The organism is Aquitalea sp. USM4 (assembly GCF_004328945.1).
In the GTDB taxonomy this organism is placed as follows: domain Bacteria; phylum Pseudomonadota; class Gammaproteobacteria; order Burkholderiales; family Chromobacteriaceae; genus Aquitalea; species Aquitalea pelogenes.
In genome coordinates this window covers 1,864,801-1,889,317 of record NZ_CP029539.1, presented here as the reverse complement: position 1 = coordinate 1,889,317, position 24,517 = coordinate 1,864,801, and the positions used below count along the sequence as shown (strand labels likewise).

Here is a 24,517-nt window from a genome sequence, read left to right as displayed (position 1 = left end):
CACTGGCGAGATGACCAGACACTTTGCCCCCCGCCCCGGCCCCTGCCTGATTGACTCGCACTGCCATCTGGATGCCCCGGAATTTACCGGCTGGCGCGACCAGCTGGTGGCAGCAGCACAGGACAGCGGCGTGGGTCAGCTGATTCTGCCCGCCATCCACAGCGACAGCTTTGCCGACAGCCTGGCCATGCGTGAGCGTTATGGCTGCTGGCTGGCCTTTGGCTTGCACCCCATCTACCTGGCGCGCCATCTGGATGAGCACCTGCACACGCTGGAACAACACCTGCAACAGCATGCACCGGTGGCGGTGGGTGAAATCGGGCTGGATTTCTACGTGCCGGGGCTGGACGCGGCACGGCAGGAAACCCTGCTGGTGGAGCAGTTGAAGCTGGCGCGCAAATACGATTTGCCCGTGCTGCTGCATGTGCGCCGCGCGCAGGACCGCATTCTGAAATACCTGCGCCAGATACCGGTGAGGGGCGGCATCGCCCATGCCTTCAATGGCAGCCGCCAGCAAGCCGACGCCTTCATCAAGCTGGGTTTCAAGCTGGGTTTTGGCGGTGCCATGACCTATAGCGGCTCGCGGCGCATCCGCGAACTGGCCGCCACCCTCCCCCTGTCCGCCCTGGTGCTGGAGACCGACGCGCCCGACATCCGGCCCGAATGGGCGCAGCAACAGCCCAATACCCCGGCCAACCTCAATCAGTTTGCGATCGTCATGGCAGAATTGCGCAAGATGGACTTGAATGAGTTGAGGCACGCGCTGTGGTGCAACACCTACCAGGCCATCGGCCTGGACATGCCGGCATGACCTTACTGTCAAACGGCTTGCATTCCCTGGCATGAAGTGGCAAGGTGCGCGCCAAATCAACGCCATTCCGGACCGCATCGGTCGACATTGCAAACTTTCATTGCACTGCGCATGTCATCGGCCGGTCATCTGGATGGCGGAATGTATCAGGCAGCGCACACCCGCGGGTGATGGCGTCAGGACTGCCTGTCAACCTGGGTGGGGAAAACAATGAAAAATTTATCCATTGCCGCACGCATCACAGCGGGCTTCGGCCTGCTGCTGGTGGCGCTGGCCATCATCGGCAGCATTACCCTGCAAGGGCTGGGTCGTATCGACCACCGGGTCGACGAAGTTGCCAGCCACGAACTGATGTTCTTTCGCGATGTCTCCGAGCTGCGCGTGCACATGGGCAATTTGCGCCGCTACGAGAAAGACTATTTCCTGAACATTGCCAACCGCGAAAAGCGCGGCGAATACCTGGGCAAATGGAAAGACACCTACAGCAAGGCGCAGGACACGGTGAAAAAGCTGTCCCAGTCGCTGAGCGACGGCAGCAACAGCCTGAGCGGCAGCCTGAGCGGCCCGGTGCAAAAGCAGGGCGAGCTGCTGCAAGCCTATGCCGATGGTTTCAATAGCGTCAGCACACAGGTGGAGGCCGGCAGCATTGCCACCCCGGCCGACGGTAATGCTGCCATCAATAAATTCAAATCCAACGTGCACCAGATGGAAGACATGCTGCAAACCATCAGCAAGGCTGCGGTGGAAGCAGTGAATGCACTGGGCGATCAGATCAACAGTACCTCGGCTTCGGTACGCAATGCCGTGGTGGTGCTGCTGGTGATTGCGCTGCTGCTGGGGATTGCCCTGTCCTGGGTCATCATCCATTCCATCCGTCACCCGCTCAACAGCATGCGTGACAGCAGCCAGCAGCTGGCGCAAAGCCGCGACCTGACGCAGCAGCTGCCGGACCTGGGCCGTAACGAACTGGGCAGCATGGGCCGTTCGGTTTCCGACCTGGTGGGCACGGTGCGCACGCTGATCCAGGAATCCCACGGGTATTCATCGCAACTGGTTGGCGTGGCCGACCGCCTGGGCGATGTCAGCGGCTACGTGGCCAAGGCTTCGCATCAGCAGTCCGAAGCGGCCTCGGCCTGTGCTGCCAGCATCGAGCAGATGACAGTGAGCATCCAGATGGTGTCGGACAATACCCAGGGCGTGGAGGAGCAGGCACGCCACGCCACGGCAGAGGCCACCCACAGCAGCCAGCTGGCCGCCCAGGCGGCAGATGAAATCCGCCAGATTGCCGACAGCATCACCACCACCGCCAAGGTGATCGAACAGCTGAATCAGCGCTCCGGGGAAATCGGCAATATCGTGCAGGTGATTCGCGACATTGCCGACCAGACCAATCTGCTGGCGCTCAATGCCGCCATCGAAGCGGCACGGGCTGGCGAAATGGGCCGCGGCTTTGCCGTGGTGGCCGATGAAGTCCGCAAGCTGGCCGAGCGCACCAGCGTGGCCACGGCGGAAATCTCCTCGCGCATTTCCAGCGTGCAAACCGATACCAAGCAAGCCTTTGTCAGCATGCAGCAAGCCAACAGCCGTATCGAAACCGGCGTTGGCAGCACGCAGCAGGTGGCCAGTTCGCTACAGCTGATCCGTGATTTGTCGCAGCGTTCGGTGGACAAGATTGGCGATGTGGCCGATGCCATCAAGGAACAGAGCCAGGCCAGCCAGGATGTGGCACGCAATGTGGAGCAGATTGCGCAAATGAATGACAGCACCAACCGCTCGGTGCAGGAATCCAACCAGCTGGCACAGCAGCTGAAGGATTTATCTGCCGCACTGGATGACAGCCTGAACCGCTTCCGGGTCTGATTTGCATCCCCGGCACAGGATGCCGCAGCCGGATATGAAAAACGCCACCGAAAGGTGGCGTTTTGCGTATGAGCCGGAACGAACAATCAGTTGGCGGCGGAGGCTACCGGCTTTTTCTTCTTGGCCTTGGGCTTGCTGGCCTTCACCGGCTGGGCAGCCAGCGGTGCGGCTTGCGGTGCAGCCTGGGCTTCGGCGGTTGCAGCGGTGTACTGACGTGCAGCAATCGACTTCACGTCGATCACCGGCGGCGGGGTGTAGCTGGTATCACACGCGTTCTGCTCTTCTTCGCTCAGGCTGTTGTCGGTCTTGAAGTCTTCAACCGGCTTCAGTTTCAGCGTTTCCAGCAGACGACCGGAATTGGCCAGTACCGTGGCTTCGGCCACCTTGTAATCGGACTGGGCATTGATATAGGCACGCTGGGCATCAAACAGCTCGTTTTCGCTGTCCAGCACGTCCAGCAAGGTACGCTGTCCGATGTCGAACTGCTTGCGGTAGGCATCACGCGCCTTCTCGGTGGACAGCTGGTGCTGACGCAGCGATTCCATCTGGTCCTTGAGCTTGATGATGTTGTTGTTGGCAATGCTCAAGGTCTGGCGCATGTCGCGGCATACCTTTTCACGCTGGTCCTTGGTGGTATTCAGCTTTTCGGCAGCCGAACCCAGGCGGGCACGGTCGGCACCACCACGGAACAGGTTCATGTTGAAGATGACTGCCACCGAGCTGATATTGCTGCGGCCGTTGTAACCGTTGTAATTGTCGGTAGGTGCCTTGCTGGCCTGCAAATCCAGCGTCGGGGAGAAGGCGCCACGGCGGACATTCACTTCGGCAGTAGCCGAGCGCACGCTGGCCAGCGTGCTCAGGTAAGCCGGGTTATGGGCCACGGCATTCTTGATGAGGTCCGGGTTGGCCGGCAGCGCGTCTTTCATCGACGGTACATCGCTCAGCTGTGCCGGCGGCTGGGTACCGGTCAGGCGGGCATAACGTGCCGAAACATCATGCAGGTTGGAGGTATCTGTGATCAGATTGGTCTCGGCCAGTGCCAGACGGCCAGCAGCTTGTTCCAGGTCGACACGGCGGCCCACACCGGCTTGTACCTTCTGGCCGATCTGCTCGAAGATGCCTTTGTGAATGGCATAATTTTCCTGCGCGGTATCCAGCAGCTGGCGATAACGCAGCACATCCTGATAAGCCTGCACGGTTTGCAGTGCAATGCTTTCGCTGGTATCGAGGAAATCAAAGTAACGTGCCTGTTCGTCATAACCCAGTTGCTTGACGGTGTTATAGGTTTGCAGGCCCTGGAACAGGTTCTGGTTCAGTGTCACCTTCCAGCCACGGGTGGTGTAATTCTGGTCGGCAACAGCCACGGTGCTGGGGTAGTCATAGCGCTGGCGGTTGGATTCATAGCTCAAATCCACAGTGGGCATGTAGCCGGAACGGCCCACATTCACATCCTGGCCGGCACCGCGGAACTGGTGCAGCTTGGCCAGCACTTCCGGGTTGTTCAGGATGGCCTGCTGGACGGCAGCATTCACCTCGATGGCATTGGCGGCTTGCGGCAACAAAGCGGCCACGCCTGCCAGGCCGATGGCGACAGACAAACTGATGGATTTGCGCAAATTTCTCATTGATACTACCCCATATCGAATGTGTGATTAATTTTAAACAACATTTTTAAACACTATCTAACAATTATACACACGGAATTTTACTGTCACTGCCCTTTTTTTACACAATTAATGCCATGCGCGTTTCATTCCCCTTCATGACGCCATTCTGCGCCATTGCCCCCCTCAGCCTGCTACGCAGCGGCTGGCGCGCCCTGCTGCCCGTGTTGCTGGGATGGTTGTTGTGTCTGGCGGTGACCGGCAGCAGCCTGCCCAGCGAACAGACCGTGGCGCGCTATGGCCCGCAGGCACAGCGCCTGTACCGCGACTGGCAAGCCATGCTGAACAATGCAGGCAGTAGCGACAGCGCACGGCTGAAGGATGTGAACGAGTTTTTCAACCGGCGCATCACCTATGCTGAAAACAGCCAGGTATGGCGGCAGGAGGACTACTGGGCCACGCCGCTGGAAACCTTTGGCAAGGGCATGGCCGACTGCAAGGGCTTCGTGATTGCTAAATACGTATCGCTACGCTTGCTGGGCATGGCACCGGACAAAATCCGCCTGACTTATGTGAAGGCGCGCATTGGCGGCCCCTCCAGCAATGTTACCCAGGCGCATATGGTGCTGGCATACTATGCCAGTCCGACCGTGGAGCCGCTGATTCTGGATAACCTGATCACCAGCATCCAGCCTGCTTCGCAGCGGCCCGACCTGATCCCGGTATTCAGCTTCAATATGGAAAGCATCTGGGTGGGCGGCACCCAGAACAACAATGTCAACCGGCTGACCCGCTGGAAACAGCTGCTGGATAAACTGAAAACGGAAGGTTTTGCCTTTTGAGTACACCCGTGATGTCGCGCAAACTCTCGCTGGTACAGCGCCTGTGGCTGTTGCTCTTGTTGCTGGTCACCCTGTCCATCGGCGGGGCGCTGATTGCCAACCTGCTCAATGCCCGCAGCTATCTGGAACAACAGCTGACGGCACAAAGCGCCGATACGGCCAATGCGCTGGCGCTGATGGTCACCCAGTACAAGGCAGACCCTGTAATGGCGCAAACCCTGCTGGGGGCGGCCTTCGAGCAAGGGCATTTCGCCGAAATCAGCTGGGAAGGCGTGCCTGCCGACATGACCATCCACCTGCGCAACCGCAACGGCCTGGAAGATACCCCGGCCTGGTTCCACCACCTGCTGCCGCTCAAGCCACAGGACGGCCAGGCCCAGGTCAGCAATGGCTGGCTGCAGGCCGGGCGTATCGTGGTGCGCGCTCATCTGGGCTATGCCTACAGTTCGCTGTGGCAAGGTGCCTTGCAAACCGTGTTCTGGCTGGTGGTGATCGGGCTGTCTGCCGGCCTGCTGGGAGTGCTGGACATCCGCAAGCTGCGTCGCGAACTGCAAACCGTGGTGACCCAGGCCCACGCCATCAGTGAACAGCGTTTCATGCGCATTGCCATTCCCGGTATTCCGGAACTGGCCGAAGTAGCCATGGCGATGAACCACATGGTGGAACGGCTGCAAAACTACCTGCTGGGCCTGCGGGACGAAGTGGACCGCCTGCGCCGCGAGGTGCTGACCGACAGCAATACCGGCCTGCCCAACCGCGAGGCCTTCGAACAACGTTTCAACAGCTTGCTGGACCCGCAGGCCGACCCGGCAAGCGGGCATTTGCTGCTGGTGCGGGTAGCGGGCCTGGCCGAGCTGAACCAGCGGCTGGGCGGGCAACGTACCGATGCCCTGCTCAAGCGGGTGGCGGATGATTTGTCCACCCGTTGCCAGTCACAGCGTGGCTGGATGGCCACCCGCCTGCGCGGTGCCGACTTCGCGCTGTTCTGCCCGGAGCTGGGGGTGGATGAAGCCGGCAAGCTGGCGGACGAGCTTTGCCTGCTGTGGCCGGTGTACTGGACCATGGAGCTCTCCGACCAGCCGGGCCTGGGTCATATCGGCATTACCGCATTCCACAGCGGCGACACCCTGCGCGATGTGCTGGCGCGTGCCAGCGACAGCCTGACACTGGCCGAAGCCCAGCCGCTGAACAGCTGGGTGCTGGACCAGCAGCATGCCGAGGCCTCCAGTCAGGTGCAGCCGGACTGGAAACCCTTGCTGGAGGCTGCCTGCCAGGATGATTCGCTGCAGCTGCGCTGGTATCCGGTATGTGACCCGGAGCGTCATGTGCTGTGGCACGAAGGCATGCTGTATCGTCCGGCACGGGATAGCCTGCCCGCCATGAGCGCGCTACGCCTGGTGTCGCAGGCGGCCCGGCTGGGCCTGGTGCACCGGCTGGACATCAACACCCTGCAACTGGCCTTGCAGCAAGGCCCCGCCGGCTGCCTGGCGGTGAACATGTCGCCGGCTTCCTTGCAGTATCCGGACTTCCTGCCAGCCATCCTGCAGTTATTGCAGCGCTTTCCGGAACGTCAGATCAACTTTGAATTCCATGAAACCGGCCTGGACGAGCACTGGGAACACTTTGTCGCCTTCAGCCGTGCCATTCGCCCGGCCGGGCATCAGCTGGCGGTGGAAATCCAGGGCCACAACCTGGCACTGGTGGCCCGCACCCACGAGGCCAGCATCAGCTATCTGGTGCTCGACAGCACCCTCACCCAGGGTATTCACGCCGATGAAGGCCGTGCCGCACTCCTGCGCGGCCTGCTGCGCATGGCCGCCCTGATGGGTGTGCAACTGGAAGCCAAGGGCATCAGCAACGTCGAAGATGCCACGGCACTGGTGGAAATGGGCGTACACTGCCTGACCGGCCCGGCCATTCACTGATACGACATCCTGGCCCCGGCAAGCGGCCTGACAAGCCGGATGCAATAAAAAAAACCGACAGTGTCTGACTGTCGGTTTTTTTATTGGCTGAGCCGGTTTCAGTCGGTGATCAGCTTGCCGTGGTTCAGCAGGTTCTGGATGATCTGCGTATCCGAGGTGTGCCCCAGGCCGCCACCCAGATCTGCCAGCGACACGCCCTTGAGCACGATATCCACGGTATCGCCAGCCGTGGTGTTGGCAAAACTGCCCGAGGCACTGACGTGCACCGTGGTATCGCTGCCACTCTGGGTGAAGTGCAGGTAGCTGGTGAGGTTGCCGATGCCAGAGGTGTGGTTTTCCCCTTGCAGCAGGTCTTTCAGGTCCAGCGCCGAGCCACCGCTGGCATGGTCAGCCAGATCGAAGTTGTTGATGGTGGTGGTGGCCGCGGCACTGCTGCTGCCATTGGAAGCCAGCGTCCACTTGAAGGTATCCACACCTACGCCATCGTTCGCCACATGGTTACCGGAACCGAACACGGTTTCCGTCGCCACGGTGGACACATTGCCGGCCTTGTCGGTCAGGGTGGCGGTATAAGTGGATACCGTGTGGGCATCCGGCTGATGCTGCGACTGGCTGACCATGCCATTGCTGATGTCGTTGCTGGTCAGCACATGGGTGGTGCTGGTCGTCGCGCCGTGTTCCACCGCAGTGATAGTCAGCGTGTCGTTGGCAACCGCACCGGTACCCGCTAGCGAAACATCCAGCTCCAGCGACTGCCCCTGGACAGTGGCCACCATATTGTCCACCTTCAGGCCGGTTGCGCCGCCACCGGAGTTGTCCACCTCGAAGGTCAGGGTGTTGTCGCCCACCACAAACAGGCTGCCTGCCCCGCTGTCATTGCTCAGGTCGACATGCTGGATCTGCGTCCACAACGTGTTGTAGGACAGGCCGGTATCCTTGCCATTGACCAGAATGTGCACATTGTCATCCGCCGACAGATCGAAGCTGATCAGCACCGTTGCCAGATCGGCCGTGGACGCAATCTTGAAGGTGGTCTGGTAGGTATAGCGGCCATAGCTGTCGGACATGTCGCCAATCCACTGCGACTTGCTGTAGTCATTGGTCACCCAATGCTTGCCGCCAGCATCGGTCTCGCTTACCACCGTGGTGCCACTCAGGCTGGCATCAGCAGGCTTGGACACCAGCTTGTAGTTTGCATCAACCTGGCCTGCTGCCACGGCATGACCATTGGCATCCAGACCGGTGTTGAACAGGCCGGTGATGGCGGTAGTAGTGGTGGTGGACGACAGCTGTGCCGCCAACGGGGCCTGGGTATCCAGGATGTCGTTATTGACGCTGTCGCTGGCGGTATTGCCCGCCTTGTCCACCACACTGGCAGTGACATTGATCTTGCCCTGCTCCAGGCTGGTCAGGTCCAGCGTCAGGTCGCCGGAAGTGCTCCAGCTGCCATCTTTTTGCACATACACAATGCTGGATACCGAATTGGCACCGTCGGTGAAGGTGACGTACACCGCCTGGCCCGGTTCCACACCACTGGTGGTGCCGGTGACATTCACCGTACCGGCTTCGGTCTGGTTGAAGATGTGGTCGCCACCGCTGCCGTCGTTGGTGATGGTGATGGTGGCCTGGGTGTCCAGACCGTCCTTGTGGCTGTCGGTAGCGGTATTGCCGGCCAGGTCGCTGACTTGAGCCTTCACGGTCACCTTGCCGTCGCTCAGGCTGCTCAGGCTTTGCGCCGGTACTTTCCAGCTGCCGTCCGCACCTACCGTGGTATTCACGCTGACAACATGGTTCTGGCTGTCGGTGAAGGTGACGGTAACCGTCTGGCCTGCTTCCACGCCCGTGGTGCTGCCGCTGACTGCTGCTGCAGCGGCTTCGCTCTTGTTGAATACGCTGTCGCTGCCGCTACCGTCATTGGCGATGGTGATGGTGGCCGTGCCATCCACTGCAAAGGCGGTGCCAAAGCCGGTGGCAGTGGCGCCATTGGCATCCACAGCCTTGACCAGCGGAATATAAACACCATCCGGCAGTGCATCACTCACGCTTACCGACCAGTGGCCGGTGTTGTCAGCGCTGGTGGTGTAGCTGTGGCCGTTCAGGGTCACCGTGATCTGGCTGTTGGCATCTGCCGTGCCGGTGATGACCGGGGTCTTGTCTGCCGTGATGCTGTCGGCGCTATTGCTGCCGGTATCGTTGACAGCATCATGCTGCAGATGGCCGGTGGGGATGACCGGCTGGCTGTAGCTTGCAGATGCCGACGGCGAGATATTGCCGTTCTTGTCGGAAACCGTTGCCGCCAGTGCGATGGAGGCACCGGCAGCCGGTGCGGCCATGCTCAGTGAAATCACCCCGTTCTGGTAGCTGTAGCTGTTGTGGCTGCCGTCTACCAGCTTGCCACTTTCCAGATGCAAGGTCAGGTCGGTATTGCCACTACCAGTAAGGTGTACCGAACCACCATTCACCAGAACCGCCTGGTCATTGGCGTTGAGGGTGACCTGTGCGGTAACCGTGCTATCCGGTTGCAGCAGGTTGACGATGTTGTTGCCATTCTGTTCCAGGCTGACTTGCAGCGTGGCCAGCCCGCCCTGATCCCAGTACACGATCTGCATGGTGTGCTGGTTGTTGGCCGTAGCATCCAGATGAACCGTGTACCAGGCCGTTGCCGGGGACTGGTTATCTACTTCCTGTGCCACAACCTTGCCGTCAATCATCAGCAGGTAGCCATCATCCGCACGCACGGCAATGGTGTAGTTACCGGCAGCAGCAGTGAATACGCCGCCGGTTTCCACGATGGCGCGCGAGGTGGTGCCATAGTTACCGGCCAGTTGCAGGTCGGTGCCGGTACTGCCATGGCTGTTGGTGATGAAGTCCTGCAAGGCGCCGGAGCTGCCCAGATTGCTGTTCACCGCCAGCGAGCTGTCCTGCCAGGCCCCGCTGCTGGTGCCGAAGTTGATCGACTGGGCAATGAAGGTGGCCGTGGGGTTCAGGTTAACCAGATCGCCCAGTACGGTGCTCAGTGCATTCTGGCCACTCACCGGGGTGCTGATATGGGCATCGTCGATGCCAAAGTAGTTGCTGTAGCTGTAAGTGCCGCTGGCAACAAAGCTGACCTTCGGCGCATCCGGTGCAGTGGTATCCACCGCCAGCGCATGGCTGGCTTCCGGTGCGGCATTGCCGGCCACATCACGCACATCGGCGGTCACGGTGTAGCTCTTGCCGTCTTCCAGCTTGGCCACATCGCCCGCGGACACTACCGTGCTCCAGTTGCCACCACTCACCGTAGCGCTGTAGTGCGTACCGTTGAGCACCACGTCCACTTTCTGGCCATCTTCGGCACTGGTGGTACCACTGATGGTAAGCGGCTGAGCGTGCTCCTTGGCATTGATGATGTCATCACCAGCCAGCGTGCCGATGGTAAGGGTCGGCGCTACCGTATCCAGCGTTTCCTTGGTCAGACTGTCGCTGGCGGTATTGCCCGCCTTGTCCACCACACTGGCGGTCACGCTGATCTTGCCCTGCTCCAGGCTGGTCAGGTCCAGCGTCAGGTCGCCGGAAGTGCTCCAGCTGCCGTCTTTCTGCACGTACACAATGCTGGATACCGAATTGGCACCGTCGGTGAAGGTGACGTACACCGCCTGGCCCGGTTCCACACCATTGGTGGTGCCGGTGACATTCACGGTACCGGCTTCGCTCTGGTTGAAGATGTGGTCGCCGCCGCTGCCGTCGTTGGTGATGGTGATGGTGGCCTGGGTGTCCAGACCATCCTTGTGGCTGTCGGTAGCAGTGTTGCCGGCCAGGTCGCTGACTTGCGCCTTCACGGTCACGCTGCCATCGCTCAGGCTGCTCAGGCTTTGCGCCGGTACCGTCCAGCTGCCGTTAGCGCCTACCGTGGTATTCACGCTGACAACATGATTCTGGCTGTCGGTGAAGGTAACGGTAACGGTCTGACCTGCTTCCACACCCGTGGTGGTGCCACTGACTGCTGCTGCAGTCGCTTCGGTCTTGTTGAACACGCCATCCTTGCCACTGCCATCACTGGCGATGGTGATGGTGGCCTGGGTATCCAGGCTGTCGTTGTGGCTGTCGCTGGCCTTGTTACCGGCCACGTCGCTGACTGCTGCTTTCACCGTCACCGTGCCATCCACCAGGCCGCTCAGGCTTTGCGCCGGTACCGTCCAGCTGCCGTCCGCGCCTACCTTGGTATTCACGCTGACAACATGATTCTGGCTGTCAGTGAAGGTGACGGTAACGGTCTGGCCGGCTTCCACACCCGTGGTGCTGCCGCTGACTGCTGCTGCGGCCGCTTCGGTCTTGTTGAACACGCCATCCTTGCCACTGCCATCATTGGCGATGGTGATGGTGGCCTGGGTGTCCAGCACATCGTTATTGACGCTGTCGCTGGCGGTATTGCCCGCCTTGTCAACCACACTGGCGGTCACGCTGATCTTGCCCTGCTCCAGGCCGGTCAGGTCCAGCGTCAGGTCGCCGGAGGTACTCCAGCTGCCGTCTTTCTGCACGAGAACAATGCTGGTTACCGAGTTGGTGCCATCGGTGAAGGTGACGTACACCGCCTGACCCGGTTCCACACCATTGGTGGTGCCGCTGACATTCACGGTGCCGGCTTCGCTCTGGTTGAAGATGTGGTCGCCACCGCTGCCGTCATCAAGGATGGTGATGGTGGCGCTGGTATCGACCGACAGCTTGTGGCTGGCTTCGACTGCCGGATTACCTGCCTTGTCGCTGACATCGGCAGTGATGGTGTAGCTGCTGCCATCGGCCAGCTTGACTACATCGGTAGCCGGTACTTCGGTACTCCAGCTGCCATTGCTCACGGTGGCGCTGTAATGCTGACCATTGAGCACTACATCAACAGTCTGGCCGTCTTCGGCACTGGTGCTGCCACTGATGGTCAACGGCAACTTGTGCTCGGCCGCATTGACAATGTCGTCGCCAGCCAGGCCGCTATCAATGCTGATGGTCGGTGCCTGCAAGTCCAGGCCATAGCTGTGGTCTGTGCTGGCATCGCCGCTGTTGCCACCAATGCTGCTGGTGGTGACGCTGGCGTGGATATTGCTGTCGTTCTTCAGGTCATCGCTGCTGACAGCAATGCTGTAACCCAGCTTGCCATTACCCAGATCCAGCACATTGCCATAAGCGTTGTGGCCATTCACGGTCAGCGTCACCGTGTCGCCAACCTTGACGTCCCCGCCTACCGTGCCGGTGACGGTGACGGTCTTGCCGCTGGTTTCCTGGATGTTCAGTACATTGTCGGCAGTCACCGGATCAACCGTGATGCTGGCCTTGGGCGATGTCAGGTCAACCAGGTAGTCATGATCGGTAGAAGCGGTAGCGGTATTGTTGTAGCTGTCGCTCACACTTACCGTGGCGTGGATTTTGGTGGCACTGGACAGATCACCGGTACCCACATCAACAGAGAAGCCCAGTTGGCCGTTGATGTCGATCACGGTGGTTTCGTAGTGCGCACCGCCAATATCCAGCGTCACCTTGTCGCCCAGCTTCGCATCGCCACCCACCGTGCCGGTGATGGTGACCATGTCGCCGGAGAACTCACGGATATTGAGGATGTTGTCGGCGGTGACGTTGTCCACCGTGATGGTGGCTTCCGGTGCCGTGACATGTACACCCAGGCCATGCTGCGCGGGCACTGCACTGTTACCGGCCAGATCTTGAACATTGGCGGTAATGGTATAGCTCTGGCCATCTGCCAGCTTGGCAACATTCACAGCAGGCACATCTACCGTCCAGCTGTTATTGCTCACGGTGGCACTGTAGTGCTCGCCGTTGAGCAGGACATCCACCTTCTGACCATCTTCCACGCCACTGGTGGTACCACTGATGGTCAGCGGCTGCTTCTGCTCGGCTGCATTCACCACATTGTCACCAGCCAGAGTGGCATCAATGGCAATGGTCGGAGCCTTCAGGTCTACCGAGTAGGCATGGTCAGTCGAGGCGGTGGCGGTGTTGTTGTAGCTGTCGCTCACGCTTACCGTGGCGTGGATATTGGTGGCGCTGGACAAATCGCCAGTACCTACCACCTTGGAGAAGCCCAGCTGACCGTTGATGTCGATCACGGTGGTTTCATAGTGCGCACCACCAATATCCAGCGTCACCTTGTCGCCCAGCTTCGCATCGCCACCCACCGTGCCGGTGATGGTAACCATGTCGCCGGAGAACTCACGGATATTGAGGATGTTGTCGGCGGTGACGTTGTCCACCGTGATGGTGGCGGTCGGCAGGGTGGCATGCAGGGTGGCTTCGTCCGTCCCGGTACCCGAGGTATTGCCCACAGCGTCGGACTGGGAGGCACTCACGGTCACCGTGCTGCCATCAGCAGGCTTGGTAATGTCCAGGGTGACGGTGCCATTGCTGTAGCTGGCGCTCACATTGGCATCGCTGCCAGTGACGCTGCCATCGGCATGCACTACCAGGGTGGTGGTATGGCCGCCATCGTTGACCACGATGGTGGCGCTACCGTTCTTGGCCAGATCGGCTGCATCCAGCTTGACGGTGGCTTCCACCTTGCCATTCACCAGCTCACTGGCGTTGATCACGCCATCCGGTGTGCCGTGCTCGCTGATGGTGACTGTCGGCGTGGCCGGCGGGGTGGTGTCGATGATGGCGGTAGCTGTTGCCGTGGCCGTGACACCGGCGGTATTGGTGCTGGTGGCAATCAGGGTGTCGGTGCCATCCGGCAGCGGGGAAGTGGGGGTGATGAACCAGTTACCATCGCTGCCCACGACTGCGCTGCCAATTACCGCACCGGAGGTATTGGTGACGATGACGGTGAGGCCCGGAATGCCGGTACCGTGAATGGTAGGTGTGGCGTCGTTGGTGGCACTGATGTTGTCGATGCTGACATTGACCGGTACTGCGGTATTGCTGGTTGTCAGGTTTTGTTCGGTCGGCAGGTTGAAGGCGGCACCACCGGCACCGTCACCCAGCGCACCGCCCAGTGCTTCGCTCACCCGCATCAGGCGGACAAAGCCGTGGCTGCCTTCGTCGGCACCACCGGCACCGTTCAGGCCGGCCGCTGCAGGATCAAGCTGGGCCAAGGGGTCCTGACCGTTTTCCAGGGCTGCCAGCACTTGCTGCGCTTCCGGCGCCAGCTTGGCCACGGCAGCTTCGGTCTTGTCTGTGGTTTGCGGCTGCATGGTTTCGGTAGTCAGCGCCATTTCGCGCGGGCCATCCACATTCAGCAGCTCACCGTCGGCACGGGCCACCGACAGGGTAGCGCCATCCAGCAGCACCACGCGCTCACCCGGCTGGATGATGTCGCCGGCCTTGAGGATACGTTCATGCCCCTGGGCATCAATCGCTTTGGCAACGCCGTTAACGGCAACAACCTGACCTTGGACAGCAGTGGTGCTCATGTCTGACTCCTGAAAACGCAATATGCAGTTCGGCCAGCTTAGTCAGTCATGACGAGAAAATATATTGTACCGAAGGGCAAAGTCCTGCTTATTTTCAGAAATTTCGTATTGTCATAAAAGAACAAAGCCGCTCTATCAAATTGACAGAGCGGCTTGATCGGCAAGGCCGGGGCAGCACTAGCGGCCAGTCAGTTTCAGCAGCAATTGCAGGCGGTCTTCCACCCCGAACTTCTGGAACACCGAAGTCAGATGCGCCTTGACCGTGCGTTCGGAAATATCCAGCTGGCGGGCAATATCCTTGTTGGAGCGGCCTTCACGCAGCGCCGCCACCACGTCCTGCTCACGCGCAGACAGGCGACTGCGCCAGTCGGTTTCGGTCCTGGCCGGCAGCTGGCGACCAAAGCGGGCGCACAGTTGCTGCATGATGCTGCGCCCCACCCAGGTGCCACCGGACTGCACAGTATCGAATACCTGTTGCAGCAGGTCGGGGGTACTCATGGCGTGGGCATAGGCCGCTGCGCCATATTGCAGCCACATCATGCCTTCTTCGTCGCGCGGCAAGGAGGACAGCGCCAATACCCGACAGTGCTGGCAGGCCTGTTGCATGTCCTGCTCGCTGGGGGCGGTGGCCGCCAGATCCAGCAGAACCAGACTGTCGGCCGCCACGTTGGCACGGTTGAGCGCAGCCAGGTCCGGCAGACGCAGGGCGTCTTGCAGTCCCAGACTGTCGGCCCAGCCATCGGCCAGGGCGCTGCTGGCGGTAATCAGGATGACGGGAGCGTTCATCGTTCGGTAAAGGCCTCTGCCTTGGCACGCAACACCGGTTTCAACAGATAGGAAAGAATGCTCTTCTTGCCTGTCATGATGTCCACCTGCGCCACCATGCCGGGAATGATGGGCAGGTGTTTCTCGCCCAGTGCGCCCTGGCTGGTGCGCACCTTGACAATGTAAAAGGCATTGCCCTTGTCGTCGGTCACGGTATCGGCGCCGATTTCCTGCAGGCTGCCTTCCATGCCGCCATACACGGTGTAGTCGTAGGCGGTAAACCGCACCATGGCGCGCTGGCCGGGGCGCAGGAAGGCGATGTCACGCGGCGACACGCGGGTTTCGATCATCAGCGAATCTTCCAGCGGCACGATTTCCAGAATGTCCTTGCCCGGCTGCACCACGCCGCCAATGGTGTTGACGAACAGGCGCTTGACTTCACCCTTCACCGGCGAGCGTACCTCGGACAGCTTGACCTTGTCGGCCAGGCCGGAACTACCGGCGGACAGACTGTTGATCTTGCCCATGGTGTCGGACAATTCGGCGCTGGCCTGATTGCGGAAGTTCAGCTCCACTTCCTGGATCTTGTGGTTGGCTTCGCTGATGGCGGCTTGCAGTTTGGGAATCTGCGCACTGGCCATGTCGCGTTCACCCTGATAACGCGATACATCACGCTGCAAGCGCAGCAGGTCGACGTCCGATACCGCACCGGACTCTTTCAAAGGCTTGGTAACCGCCAGCTCGCGCTGCGTCAGCTGGTAGCCTTGCTGCGCCTGGGCCAGCTTGGCACGCACTTCGTTCAGCTCTTGCGAGCGCTGGGTCAGCTCCTGCCGGGCGATGGATACATTGGCATCCAGTTCGCGGCGCTTGGTCTGGTAAAGGTCGGTTTCCTGCCGGGCAATATCGGCCGCCTGCTGCTCCACTTCCTTGGGCAATTCGAACGGTACGTTGTTGGCAATGGCACGCAGCCGCGCCGCCTTGGCCAGCAAGGACAGATACTGGGCCTGGTTCTCGTTCAGCGAAGAAACAAAACGGGTGTTGTCGATATTCAGCAGCAGCTGGCCTTTTTGCACGATCTGGCCTTCCTTGACCAGAATCTTGGATACCACGCCACCATCCAGGCTCTGGATATGCTGGTTTTGCGATACCGGCACCACCTTGCCTTCACCACGTGCCACTTCGTCAATCTGCGACAGGGCTGCCCACAGCAGTGCCACCAGCAGCAAGGCCAGCATGCTCCAGACAAAAATACGCGGCCGGCCCGGATTCTGTTCCAGAATGGCCCAGTCTCCGTCGGTGGCAAAATCCTGGCGGTCCTGCAAATCGCGCGCCGCCGCCCAGTCCATCAGCTTGTCCCAGTACGGCGAGGTTCGTCCCTGTCCGCCTCGAATCCAGCCTTGCAGGCGTTGTTTCCATGTTTTTTTCATCAGCCTGCCCTCCCCACCTGGCCTTGTTGCAAGGCCTGAATCACGGCGGCCTTGGGTCCGTCAGCCACAATGGCACCGTTGTCGATCACGATCAGGCGGTCGGCCAGATCCAGCAGGGCATTGTGATGGGTCACCATGATCATGGTCTTGCCCGCCATCACCTTGGCAAGGGTTTGCTTGATCTGGCCTTCGGTGGTGTGATCCATATTGCTGGTGGGTTCGTCCATCAGCAGAATGGGCGGTGCATTGAGCAGCGCACGGGCAATGGTCACCGCCTTGCGCTGGCCGCCGGAGAGCGAATCACCGCGCTCGCCGATCACCATGTCAAAGCCTTGCGGATGACCGTTGATGAAGTCGGACAGGCCAGCCAGTTCGGCCGCGGCAGCCACGCTGGCGTCGTAAGCATGTGGCGCACCCATGGCAATGTTCTGCCGCAGCGTGCCGTAGAACAGCACCGCATCCTGCGGCACATAGCCGATATGGCGGCGCAGCTCGGCCGGGTCAATCTGGTTGATGTCGATGCCATCCACCCGCACCGAACCCTCGGTTGGCTGGAACAGGCCCAGGATCAGCTTTTGCAAGGTGGACTTGCCGGAACCCACCCGGCCGATGATGGCCACCCGTTCGCCAGCCTTGATCTTGAACGAGACATTGCGCAGCGCCTGCTGCGGATTATCCGGATAGCTGAACGAGACATTGCGGAACTCGATCTCACCCTGGAAGCTAGTGCGGTGGAAGAAGTTGGCATCCTGCGGCCGCTCCACCGGCATGTTCATGAAGCCATCCAGCGAGGACAGCGACGTCTTGGCGTTGTGATACTGGGTGAGCAAGCCCACCAGCTGGCCTAGCGGTGCCATGGCACGGCCGGACAGCATCACCGCGGCAATCACCCCACCCTGCGAGGTATTGCCATCCATGATCTGGTACACCCCGACAACCAGCATCACGATGGATACCAGCTGGGTGATGAAACCGGCAAAGGTGTTGGCCGAAGTGGCCAGCAACTTCAGCCGCGCCCCTACCTGGGCCAGAAACAGCGTGCCCTGCTCCCAGCGCCCCTGCTGCTGGCCTTCAGCCGCCAGGATCTTGATGGTTTCCAGCGCGGCCAGGTTTTCCACCAGCTGGGCATTACGCTGGGCCGAGGCACGCAAGGTGGCCTCGGTCAGCTCTTTCATCTTTTCCTGGATGAGCAGGGCAAACACGATCATCAGCAAGCCACCCACCAGCACCGGCACGGTCAAGAGCGGGGAAATCCACAGGATCACCAGCAGGAAGATCAGCACGAACGGCAGGTCGATCAGCGCGGTGATGGAAGCCGAGGCAATGAAGTCGCGCACGGTCTCAAAAGCCCGCAGATTGGAGGAAAACGCCCCCACCGAGGCTGGCCGGGCTTCCATGCGGATGCCCAGCACCCGCTCCATGATCAGGCTGGACAGCGTCACATCCACCCGTTTGCTGGCCAGGTCGATCAGATAGGCGCGCGTCATCTTCAGCAAAAAGTCGAACACCAGGGCCAGCAAGCCGCCAATGGCCAGCACCCACAGTGTCTCGGTTGCCATATTGGGCACCACCCGGTCGTACACATTCATCGACACCAGCGGAATCACCAGCGCAAACAGGTTGATCAGCAAGGCGGCAATCATGGCGTCGCGATACAACGGCAGGCCGCCGTAAACGGTTTGCCAGAACCAGTGGCGCGAGCGGATTTCACCCAGCTCCGGCGCACGGCGTTCAAAATTGAAGCGGGGGCGGACAAAGATGGCCAGCCCCAGGTATTTGCCGGCCAGTTCATCCAGCGAAATGCTCACTTCGGATTCGGTCAGCTCGGAGAAGCTCACCCGTGCCATGCCGCTTTCCGGGTCGATGGCGCGCAGAATGCAGGCTTCTTCGCCATCCAGCAGCAACACGGCGGGCAGCAGCGCGTCGCGCAGCTTGTCCAGCGGTTGGCGCACCACGCGGGAGGTCAGGCCGATGCGCCGCGCCGACCGTGAAAACATGGACGGATTCAAACGGTTATTGGTGAGTGGAATGCCTGCCACCAGCGATTCGCGGGTGGCATTGATGCCATACGAACGCGCCAGGGCAAAAAGACAATCCAGCAAGGGGTCCAGATGTGTAGCCTGCGGAGGAATGAAACCATGTTGTCCGGCAGAGGACGGAGAGTGCATGCGCGACCCTTCAGAAGCTTGAATGTGATGAGTCTGAAATACGCGACTCTTCATTAATGACGATATTCTAATCGAAGCTTCAAAGGCGACAAGATGTTAAGATCAGTTAAAATTTTTACTTTAAAATACAAGCAGAATTTGTGCGGGATTTTGCGCGTTTGCTTGGGATTACCAAAGAAAAAACAAAACCTGCCAATGGCAGGTTTTGTATAGCAACTTCCCGGATGACAATTCAGGCCGGTTTGCGCTTGAAAGTGCGGGCAAAACCCAGCACGCAGCCAAAGAACACCACGCTGATTGCCACTTCCCACAAGGCCAGGGTTTGCGACAGGCCGCTATCTCCCCAGCTGCGCATGATGCCCTCGGTAAAGAAGGCCAGAATGAACATGCTGGACCACTGGTAGGTATACAGGCGCTCCTTGAGAATGCCCATCAGCGGTGCCAGCAGGATGACAGCCTTGAGCGCCAGAAACGAGCCGCCCGGTCGTACCGGGGCCAGCCACAGCTCCCAGGCCAGGGTCAGCAGAATCAGGGCGACCAGACTGGCGGCCGCACCATAGTGAAACAGTTTTCGGTTCATTTTTCCTGAGTTCCAACGCTCACCGCACGCCCGGGGCGCGCCATGAATACCGCCATGATGATGCCTACTTCGTACAGCAACCACAGCGGTACGGCCAGCATGGTTTGCGACAACACATCCGGCGGCGTGACCACCGCTGCCACCACGAAAGCACCGACAATCACATAAGGCCGTGCTTCGCGCAGCTGCGCAATGGAAATCACCCCCATGCGCACCAGCACGATCACGATGATGGGCACTTCAAAGGTGACACCAAAGGCGATGAACATGCCCATGACAAACGACAGGTACTTGTCGATGTCGGTCATCATGCTCACCCCGCTGGGCGTCATCATGGAGAAAAAGTGAAAGGCCACCGGGAACACCAGGAAATAGGCAAACGCCATCCCCAGCAAGAACAGCAGCACGCTGGCCACAACCAGCGGCAGGATCAGTTTTTTCTCGTGGCTGTACAGCCCCGGCGCGACAAAGGCCCACACCTGGTACAGGGTGTTGGGCAGCGAAATGAGGAAGGCCACCAGCATGGTGAGCTTCATCGGCACGAAGAAGGTGGCCGTCACCTCGGTGGCAATCATGCTGCCGCCATTGGGCAGCGCGTCCAGCAAGGGTTTGGCCAGCAAATGATAGATATCGCCAGACCAGTGGAACAGGCCGAGAAACACCAGCATCAGGCCCAGAATTGCGCGTACCAGCCGCGTGCGCAATTCCAGCAGATGGACAAGCAAAGGTTGTTCGTTCATGCGTGAGGATGGGATGGGGTGGAAGTCTGGCCGGACGCTGGCGGCATGTCATCAAACAGGTCCAGCTGGTTTTCGTCGCGTGGCGGGGCTTCCGGCGCGGACTTTTCCTCCACCACGGTGGATACCACGGCGGCAGGTGCCGATGCCTGCAAATCCAGCCCGCCATGAATGGTGCGGGCGGCTTCTTCCAGCGGGGCCTTGGCCTCACTGGACAGTTGCTGCAGCTGGGCGGACTGGGCGGCCATTTCCTGCCGTACGCCCTGCACTTCCGCTTCCATCTGCGCCTTGAAACTGCTGGCCGCATCCTGGATATCGTTGCGCAGGCCATCCAGGCCGCTCAGATTGGCCTGCTGATGGATGTCGGCCTTGACGCTGGCAACAAAGCGCTGGGCACGCGCCACCAGCGCACCCAGGGTGCGGGCAACGGTGGGCAGGCGCTCCGGCCCCAGCACCACCAGTGCCACGATGCCGATCAGGAGGATTTCACCAAAGCTGATATCGAACACGATGCGGCCTGTGGTTTATTTCTTGTCGGATTCGTTGTCGATGATGCGGCCGGTTTCGGCAGGCTTGTCAGCCTTTTCGTTCTCGCCCTTCATGCCTTCCTTGAAGCCACGCACGGCGCCGCCCAGGTCTTCACCCACGTTTTTCAGTTTTTTGGTGCCGAACACCAGCACCACGATCAACAGCACAATCAGCCAGTGCCAGATACTGAAAGAACCCATTGCAACTTCCTTTCAAAATGATCAGGCGCACCCTTGGACGGGTACGCCGTTTACACCATCAGCCCTTGTGGCCGAATACATGCACATGCAGGTGGAACACTTCCTGGCCGCCACCATGACCGGTATTGATGCCGGTCTTGAAGCCGGCCGCCAGGCCCTGCTCGGCAGCCAGACGCGGCACCAGGCCCATGATGCGGCCCAGCAGGGCTTCGTGTTCCGGGCCGCACTCGGCCAGCGAGGCCACGTGCAGCTTGGGAATGATCAGGAAATGAACCGGAGCCAGCGGACGGATGTCATGGAAAGCCAGCACTTCGTCGTCTTCATATACCTTGTTGCAGGGAATCTCCCCTGCGGCAATCTTGCAGAAAATGCAGTCACTCATAGCATGGTCCTGTCAGCGGTTCAGGAGGGACGGGAGGCTTTTTCGTCGATGCCGGAAATGCCTTCACGACGATGCAGCTCCATCAGCACGTCTTCCGGACGCAGGCCATGATAAGCCAGCAGCACCATGGAGTGGAACCACAGGTCGGCTACTTCACGCACCAGATGCAGCTTGTCCTTGTCCTTGGAGGCCATGATGGTTTCTGCCGCCTCTTCTGCCACTTTTTTCAGAATGGCGTCTTCACCCTTGTGAAACAGGGAGGCCACATAGGAGGACTGGGGGCTCGCCTCGCGGCGGGCTTCCAGGGTGTCGGCTACAGTCTTGAGCACATCGAAGGTCATGATGCTTCACCTTTGCATACTGGGAATTCGGCAAGTATAGGCCGATTCACGCATCGGCCGTTAGCGCCCGGAGGCGGCTTGTCATTGTAACGGCTGCGGATGGCAGCCGTTTGACACGACGCAACTCAATGCTTGTGCTGGTAAATGGCGTCCGGGTCTTTGAGCACGGCGTCCACGATGGTCCAGCCACCGTTTTCAAAACGGCGGTAGAAACAGCTTTCGCGACCGGTATGGCAGGCAATGCCACCGGCCTGGCGGATCTGCATCACGATGACGTCGCCGTCGCAGTCCAGCCGCAGCTCGTCGACGGTTTGCAGATGGCCGGATTCCTCACCCTTTTTCCACAGCTTCTGGCGCGAGCGGCTCCAGTAGTGGGCAATGCCAGTGTCGGCCGTCAGTTGCAGGCTTTCGCGGTTCATCCAGGCCACCATCAGCACGCGGCCGGTAGCACTGTCCTGGGCAATGGCGGTCACCAGGCCCTGGGCGTCCCACTTCACTTCGTCCAGCCAGTTGCTCATAGCCGCACCTCGATGCCTGCGTCACGCATGGCTTCCTTGGCCTCGCGCACCGTGTATTCGCTGAAGTGGAAGATGCTGGCAGCCAGCACGGCATCGGCCTTGCCCAGCTTCACGCCATCCACCAGATGCTGCAGATTGCCCACGCCACCGGAGGCAATCACCGGAATGCCGACGCCTTCGGACACGGCACGGGTCAGCGGCAGGTTGAAGCCGATCTTGGTGCCGTCGCGGTCCATGCTGGTGAGCAGGATTTCACCGGCACCGTATTCCTGCATCTTTTGCGCCCATTCCACAGCGTCGATGCCGGTACGGTTTCGCCCGCCATGGGTAAACACTTCCCAGCGGTCGTTTTCCGGGGTGACGGCCTTGGCGTCCACTGCCACCACGATGCACTGGCTGCCAAACTTGGCGGCGGCTTCGCGCACCAGTTCGGGGTTGGTCACCGCAGCGGTATTGATGCTGACCTTGTCGGCACCGGCGTTGAGCAGACGACGGATGTCTTCCACCTTGCGCACGCCACCACCCACGGTCAGCGGGATGAATACCTGTTCGGCCACCGATTCGATCACATGCAGGATCAGGTCACGGTCGTCAGAGCTGGCGGTAATGTCCAGAAAGGTAAGCTCGTCGGCACCTTGCTCGTTGTAGCGCCGGGCGATTTCCACCGGGTCGCCGGCATCGCGCAGGCCGACAAAGTTGACGCCCTTGACGACGCGACCGGCAGTCACGTCCAGGCAGGGGATAATGCGTTTGGCCAGAGTCATGTTCGCAACACAAAAAAATTTGGCCGAAGCGTCTTCGGCCACAGGCTGTTGACAAAGTAATTGGATCCGATGTTACCGGCCCCGGCCAAGCCGGGCCGCTCCACCGCGGTAGCTGATTCCACAGCCTTCCTGTCGATTCCCATCCCCCCGCCCTTCCCCGATTGGGAAGGGTGCCTCGCCTTCTTGGCAGAAGGCGAGATCCGGTTTGGCAACAGCCTTGCCAAACCGGGGGTTAAAGCCGGATCAGGCCTCGGACAATTCGTCGGCCAGTGTCTGCGCAGCAGCAAAGTCGATGCTGCCTTCGTAGATGGCACGGCCGGTGATGGCACCTTCGATGCCCTCGTCTTCCACGGCGCACAGATTGCGTACGTCGTCGAGGTTGGTCAGGCCGCCGGAGGCAATCACCGGAATGGTCAGTGCCTGGGCCAGCTTGACGGTGGCTTCGATATTGACGCCGTTCATCATGCCGTCACGGCCGATGTCGGTGTAGATCACCGAATTGACGCCGTAGTCCTGGAAGCGCTTGGCCAGGTCGATCACATTGTGATTGGTGATCTTGGCCCAGCCATCAATGGCCACCATGCCATCCTTGGCATCCAGACCGACAATCACCTGACCGGGGAAGGCATCGCAGGCATCATGCAGGAAGCCGGGGGTTTTCACCGCGGCAGTACCGATGATGACGTAGGACAGGCCCATGTCGAGGTATTTTTCGATGGTGTCCAGGTCGCGGATGCCGCCACCCAGTTGCACCGGCATGTCGTCGCCCACTTCCTGCAGGATGGAGCGGATGACATTCAGGTTCTTGGGTTTGCCGGCAAAGGCACCGTTCAGGTCCACCAGATGCAGGCGTCGTGCGCCCTGGTCTCGCCAGTGAGCGGCCACCTGGACCGGGTCATCGGAAAAGACGGTGGCATCGTCCATGACGCCCTGTTTCAGGCGTACGCATTGACCATCTTTGAGGTCGATAGCGGGTATAAGCAGCATGGTGCTAGATCAACGTAAGTTAAACACTGCCATCCCATGCCAGGAAGTTCTTCATCATCTGAAGACCGGCACGGTGGCTCTTTTCGGTATGAAACTGCGTCGCAAAGATATTGCCACGCCCGACGATACAGGAAAATCTGTCCGGGTACTCACTTTCCGCCAGCGTCAGCGCTGCATCGGCCGGGGCGAAATGGTAGCTGTGGACAAAATAGAAACGCTCGCCATCTTCTATCCCGGCAAACAGCGGATGGGATGTTGTCTGGTAAACACGGTTCCAGCCCATGTGCGGCACCTTGAGGCGCTCGCCAGCGGCGTCCGTCAGGTTAGCCGAAAAACGGACCACATTGCCCGGAAACAGGCCAAGTCCGGGCGTATCGCCTTCTTCACTGTGCTGGAAAAGCAACTGTGCACCCACGCAAATGCCAAAAAACGGCTTGGTTTGCGTGGTTTCACGTACTGCCTCGGCTAGGCCGTAGCTATTGAGCTCGCGCATGCAGTCCGGCATGGCACCCTGGCCGGGAAACACTACCTTGTCTGCCTTGACGATGGCTTCCGGGTCGCGGCTGAGGAAAATGTCCGCGCCCTGGTCGTTGACTGCCTGGATGGACTTGAGCACCGAGTGCAGATTGCCCATGCCATAGTCGATTACTGCGACTTTCATCATGCCCCTAACTGTTCGGATGAAGG

At 60.1% G+C, this 24,517-nt stretch carries 19 protein-coding genes; 4 read left to right on the top strand and 15 right to left on the bottom strand.

Annotated elements, in window-relative coordinates; all coding sequences use genetic code 11:
- Positions 1 to 10: 10 nt before the first annotated feature.
- Positions 11 to 811 carry a TatD family hydrolase gene (locus DKK66_RS08950; protein ID WP_131357256.1) on the top strand — a complete coding sequence of 267 codons (801 nt, stop codon included), beginning with the start codon at positions 11 to 13 and terminating at the stop codon, positions 809 to 811.
- Between the two features lie 210 nt (positions 812 to 1,021).
- Entirely contained in the window at positions 1,022 to 2,671 is a 1,650-nt protein-coding gene (locus DKK66_RS08945; RefSeq protein WP_131357253.1) for a methyl-accepting chemotaxis protein, read from the top strand.
- An 86-nt stretch (positions 2,672 to 2,757) separates the two neighbouring features.
- Here DKK66_RS08945 and DKK66_RS08940 read toward each other — a convergent pair whose 3' ends face one another.
- Positions 2,758 to 4,296 carry a TolC family outer membrane protein gene (locus DKK66_RS08940; RefSeq protein ID WP_082696178.1) on the bottom strand — a complete coding sequence of 513 codons (1,539 nt, stop codon included), beginning with the start codon at positions 4,294 to 4,296 and terminating at the stop codon, positions 2,758 to 2,760.
- A 116-nt stretch (positions 4,297 to 4,412) separates the two neighbouring features.
- On the opposite strand from DKK66_RS08940, the gene DKK66_RS08935 reads away from it, so the two are divergent.
- Positions 4,413 to 5,117: a transglutaminase-like cysteine peptidase gene (locus DKK66_RS08935; protein ID WP_239689640.1), complete on the top strand. Its 705-nt coding sequence runs from the start codon at positions 4,413 to 4,415 to the stop codon at positions 5,115 to 5,117.
- 11 nt (positions 5,118 to 5,128) lie between these two features.
- Complete coding sequence (locus tag DKK66_RS08930) at positions 5,129 to 7,042, top strand: LapD/MoxY N-terminal periplasmic domain-containing protein (RefSeq protein ID WP_131357250.1); 1,914 nt, start codon at positions 5,129 to 5,131, stop codon at positions 7,040 to 7,042.
- A 98-nt stretch (positions 7,043 to 7,140) separates the two neighbouring features.
- Here the strand turns inward: DKK66_RS08930 and DKK66_RS08925 are convergent, their stop codons facing one another.
- The 14 genes from DKK66_RS08925 to hisH form a co-directional block, all read right to left on the bottom strand.
- Positions 7,141 to 14,433 carry a retention module-containing protein gene (locus tag DKK66_RS08925; RefSeq protein WP_131357247.1) on the bottom strand — a complete coding sequence of 2,431 codons (7,293 nt, stop codon included), beginning with the start codon at positions 14,431 to 14,433 and terminating at the stop codon, positions 7,141 to 7,143.
- A gap of 177 nt (positions 14,434 to 14,610) precedes the next feature.
- Positions 14,611 to 15,219, bottom strand: coding sequence for a response regulator transcription factor (locus DKK66_RS08920; protein WP_131357244.1), 609 nt, complete (start codon positions 15,217 to 15,219; stop codon positions 14,611 to 14,613).
- The gene (locus tag DKK66_RS08915) at positions 15,216 to 16,625 is read right to left on the bottom strand and encodes an HlyD family type I secretion periplasmic adaptor subunit (RefSeq protein WP_131357241.1); all 1,410 of its coding nucleotides are present in this window, start codon (positions 16,623 to 16,625) and stop codon (positions 15,216 to 15,218) included. The genes DKK66_RS08920 and DKK66_RS08915 overlap by 4 nt, the downstream gene beginning before the upstream one ends.
- The gene (locus DKK66_RS08910) at positions 16,625 to 18,793 is read right to left on the bottom strand and encodes a type I secretion system permease/ATPase (RefSeq protein ID WP_131357238.1); all 2,169 of its coding nucleotides are present in this window, start codon (positions 18,791 to 18,793) and stop codon (positions 16,625 to 16,627) included. Before DKK66_RS08910 ends, DKK66_RS08915 begins: the two co-directional genes overlap by 1 nt.
- Positions 18,794 to 19,025: 232 nt before the next feature.
- A complete protein-coding gene (locus DKK66_RS08905) occupies positions 19,026 to 19,373 on the bottom strand; it encodes a DUF2069 domain-containing protein (RefSeq protein ID WP_045845759.1) in 348 nt (115 codons plus the stop codon).
- Positions 19,370 to 20,113 carry a twin-arginine translocase subunit TatC gene (gene tatC, locus DKK66_RS08900; RefSeq protein WP_131357235.1) on the bottom strand — a complete coding sequence of 248 codons (744 nt, stop codon included), beginning with the start codon at positions 20,111 to 20,113 and terminating at the stop codon, positions 19,370 to 19,372. Before tatC ends, DKK66_RS08905 begins: the two co-directional genes overlap by 4 nt.
- Positions 20,110 to 20,619: a Sec-independent protein translocase protein TatB gene (tatB, locus tag DKK66_RS20590; RefSeq protein ID WP_045845761.1), complete on the bottom strand. Its 510-nt coding sequence runs from the start codon at positions 20,617 to 20,619 to the stop codon at positions 20,110 to 20,112. Before tatB ends, tatC begins: the two co-directional genes overlap by 4 nt.
- 15 nt (positions 20,620 to 20,634) lie before the next feature.
- Complete coding sequence (gene tatA / locus DKK66_RS08890) at positions 20,635 to 20,838, bottom strand: Sec-independent protein translocase subunit TatA (protein ID WP_045845762.1); 204 nt, start codon at positions 20,836 to 20,838, stop codon at positions 20,635 to 20,637.
- A 58-nt stretch (positions 20,839 to 20,896) separates the two neighbouring features.
- Positions 20,897 to 21,220, bottom strand: coding sequence for a histidine triad nucleotide-binding protein (locus DKK66_RS08885; RefSeq protein WP_045845763.1), 324 nt, complete (start codon positions 21,218 to 21,220; stop codon positions 20,897 to 20,899).
- Between the two features lie 20 nt (positions 21,221 to 21,240).
- Positions 21,241 to 21,561 carry a phosphoribosyl-ATP diphosphatase gene (locus DKK66_RS08880; protein WP_082086335.1) on the bottom strand — a complete coding sequence of 107 codons (321 nt, stop codon included), beginning with the start codon at positions 21,559 to 21,561 and terminating at the stop codon, positions 21,241 to 21,243.
- A gap of 125 nt (positions 21,562 to 21,686) precedes the next feature.
- Complete coding sequence (gene hisI / locus DKK66_RS08875; RefSeq protein ID WP_045845765.1) at positions 21,687 to 22,079, bottom strand: phosphoribosyl-AMP cyclohydrolase; 393 nt, start codon at positions 22,077 to 22,079, stop codon at positions 21,687 to 21,689.
- Positions 22,076 to 22,843, bottom strand: a complete 768-nt coding sequence (gene hisF, locus DKK66_RS08870) for an imidazole glycerol phosphate synthase subunit HisF (RefSeq protein ID WP_045845852.1) — start codon at positions 22,841 to 22,843, stop codon at positions 22,076 to 22,078. Before hisF ends, hisI begins: the two co-directional genes overlap by 4 nt.
- 243 nt (positions 22,844 to 23,086) lie before the next feature.
- The gene (gene hisA, locus DKK66_RS08865) at positions 23,087 to 23,830 is read right to left on the bottom strand and encodes a 1-(5-phosphoribosyl)-5-[(5-phosphoribosylamino)methylideneamino]imidazole-4-carboxamide isomerase (RefSeq protein WP_045845766.1); all 744 of its coding nucleotides are present in this window, start codon (positions 23,828 to 23,830) and stop codon (positions 23,087 to 23,089) included.
- 19 nt (positions 23,831 to 23,849) lie between these two features.
- Positions 23,850 to 24,491, bottom strand: coding sequence for an imidazole glycerol phosphate synthase subunit HisH (gene hisH, locus DKK66_RS08860; protein WP_045845853.1), 642 nt, complete (start codon positions 24,489 to 24,491; stop codon positions 23,850 to 23,852).
- Positions 24,492 to 24,517 lie beyond the last annotated feature (26 nt).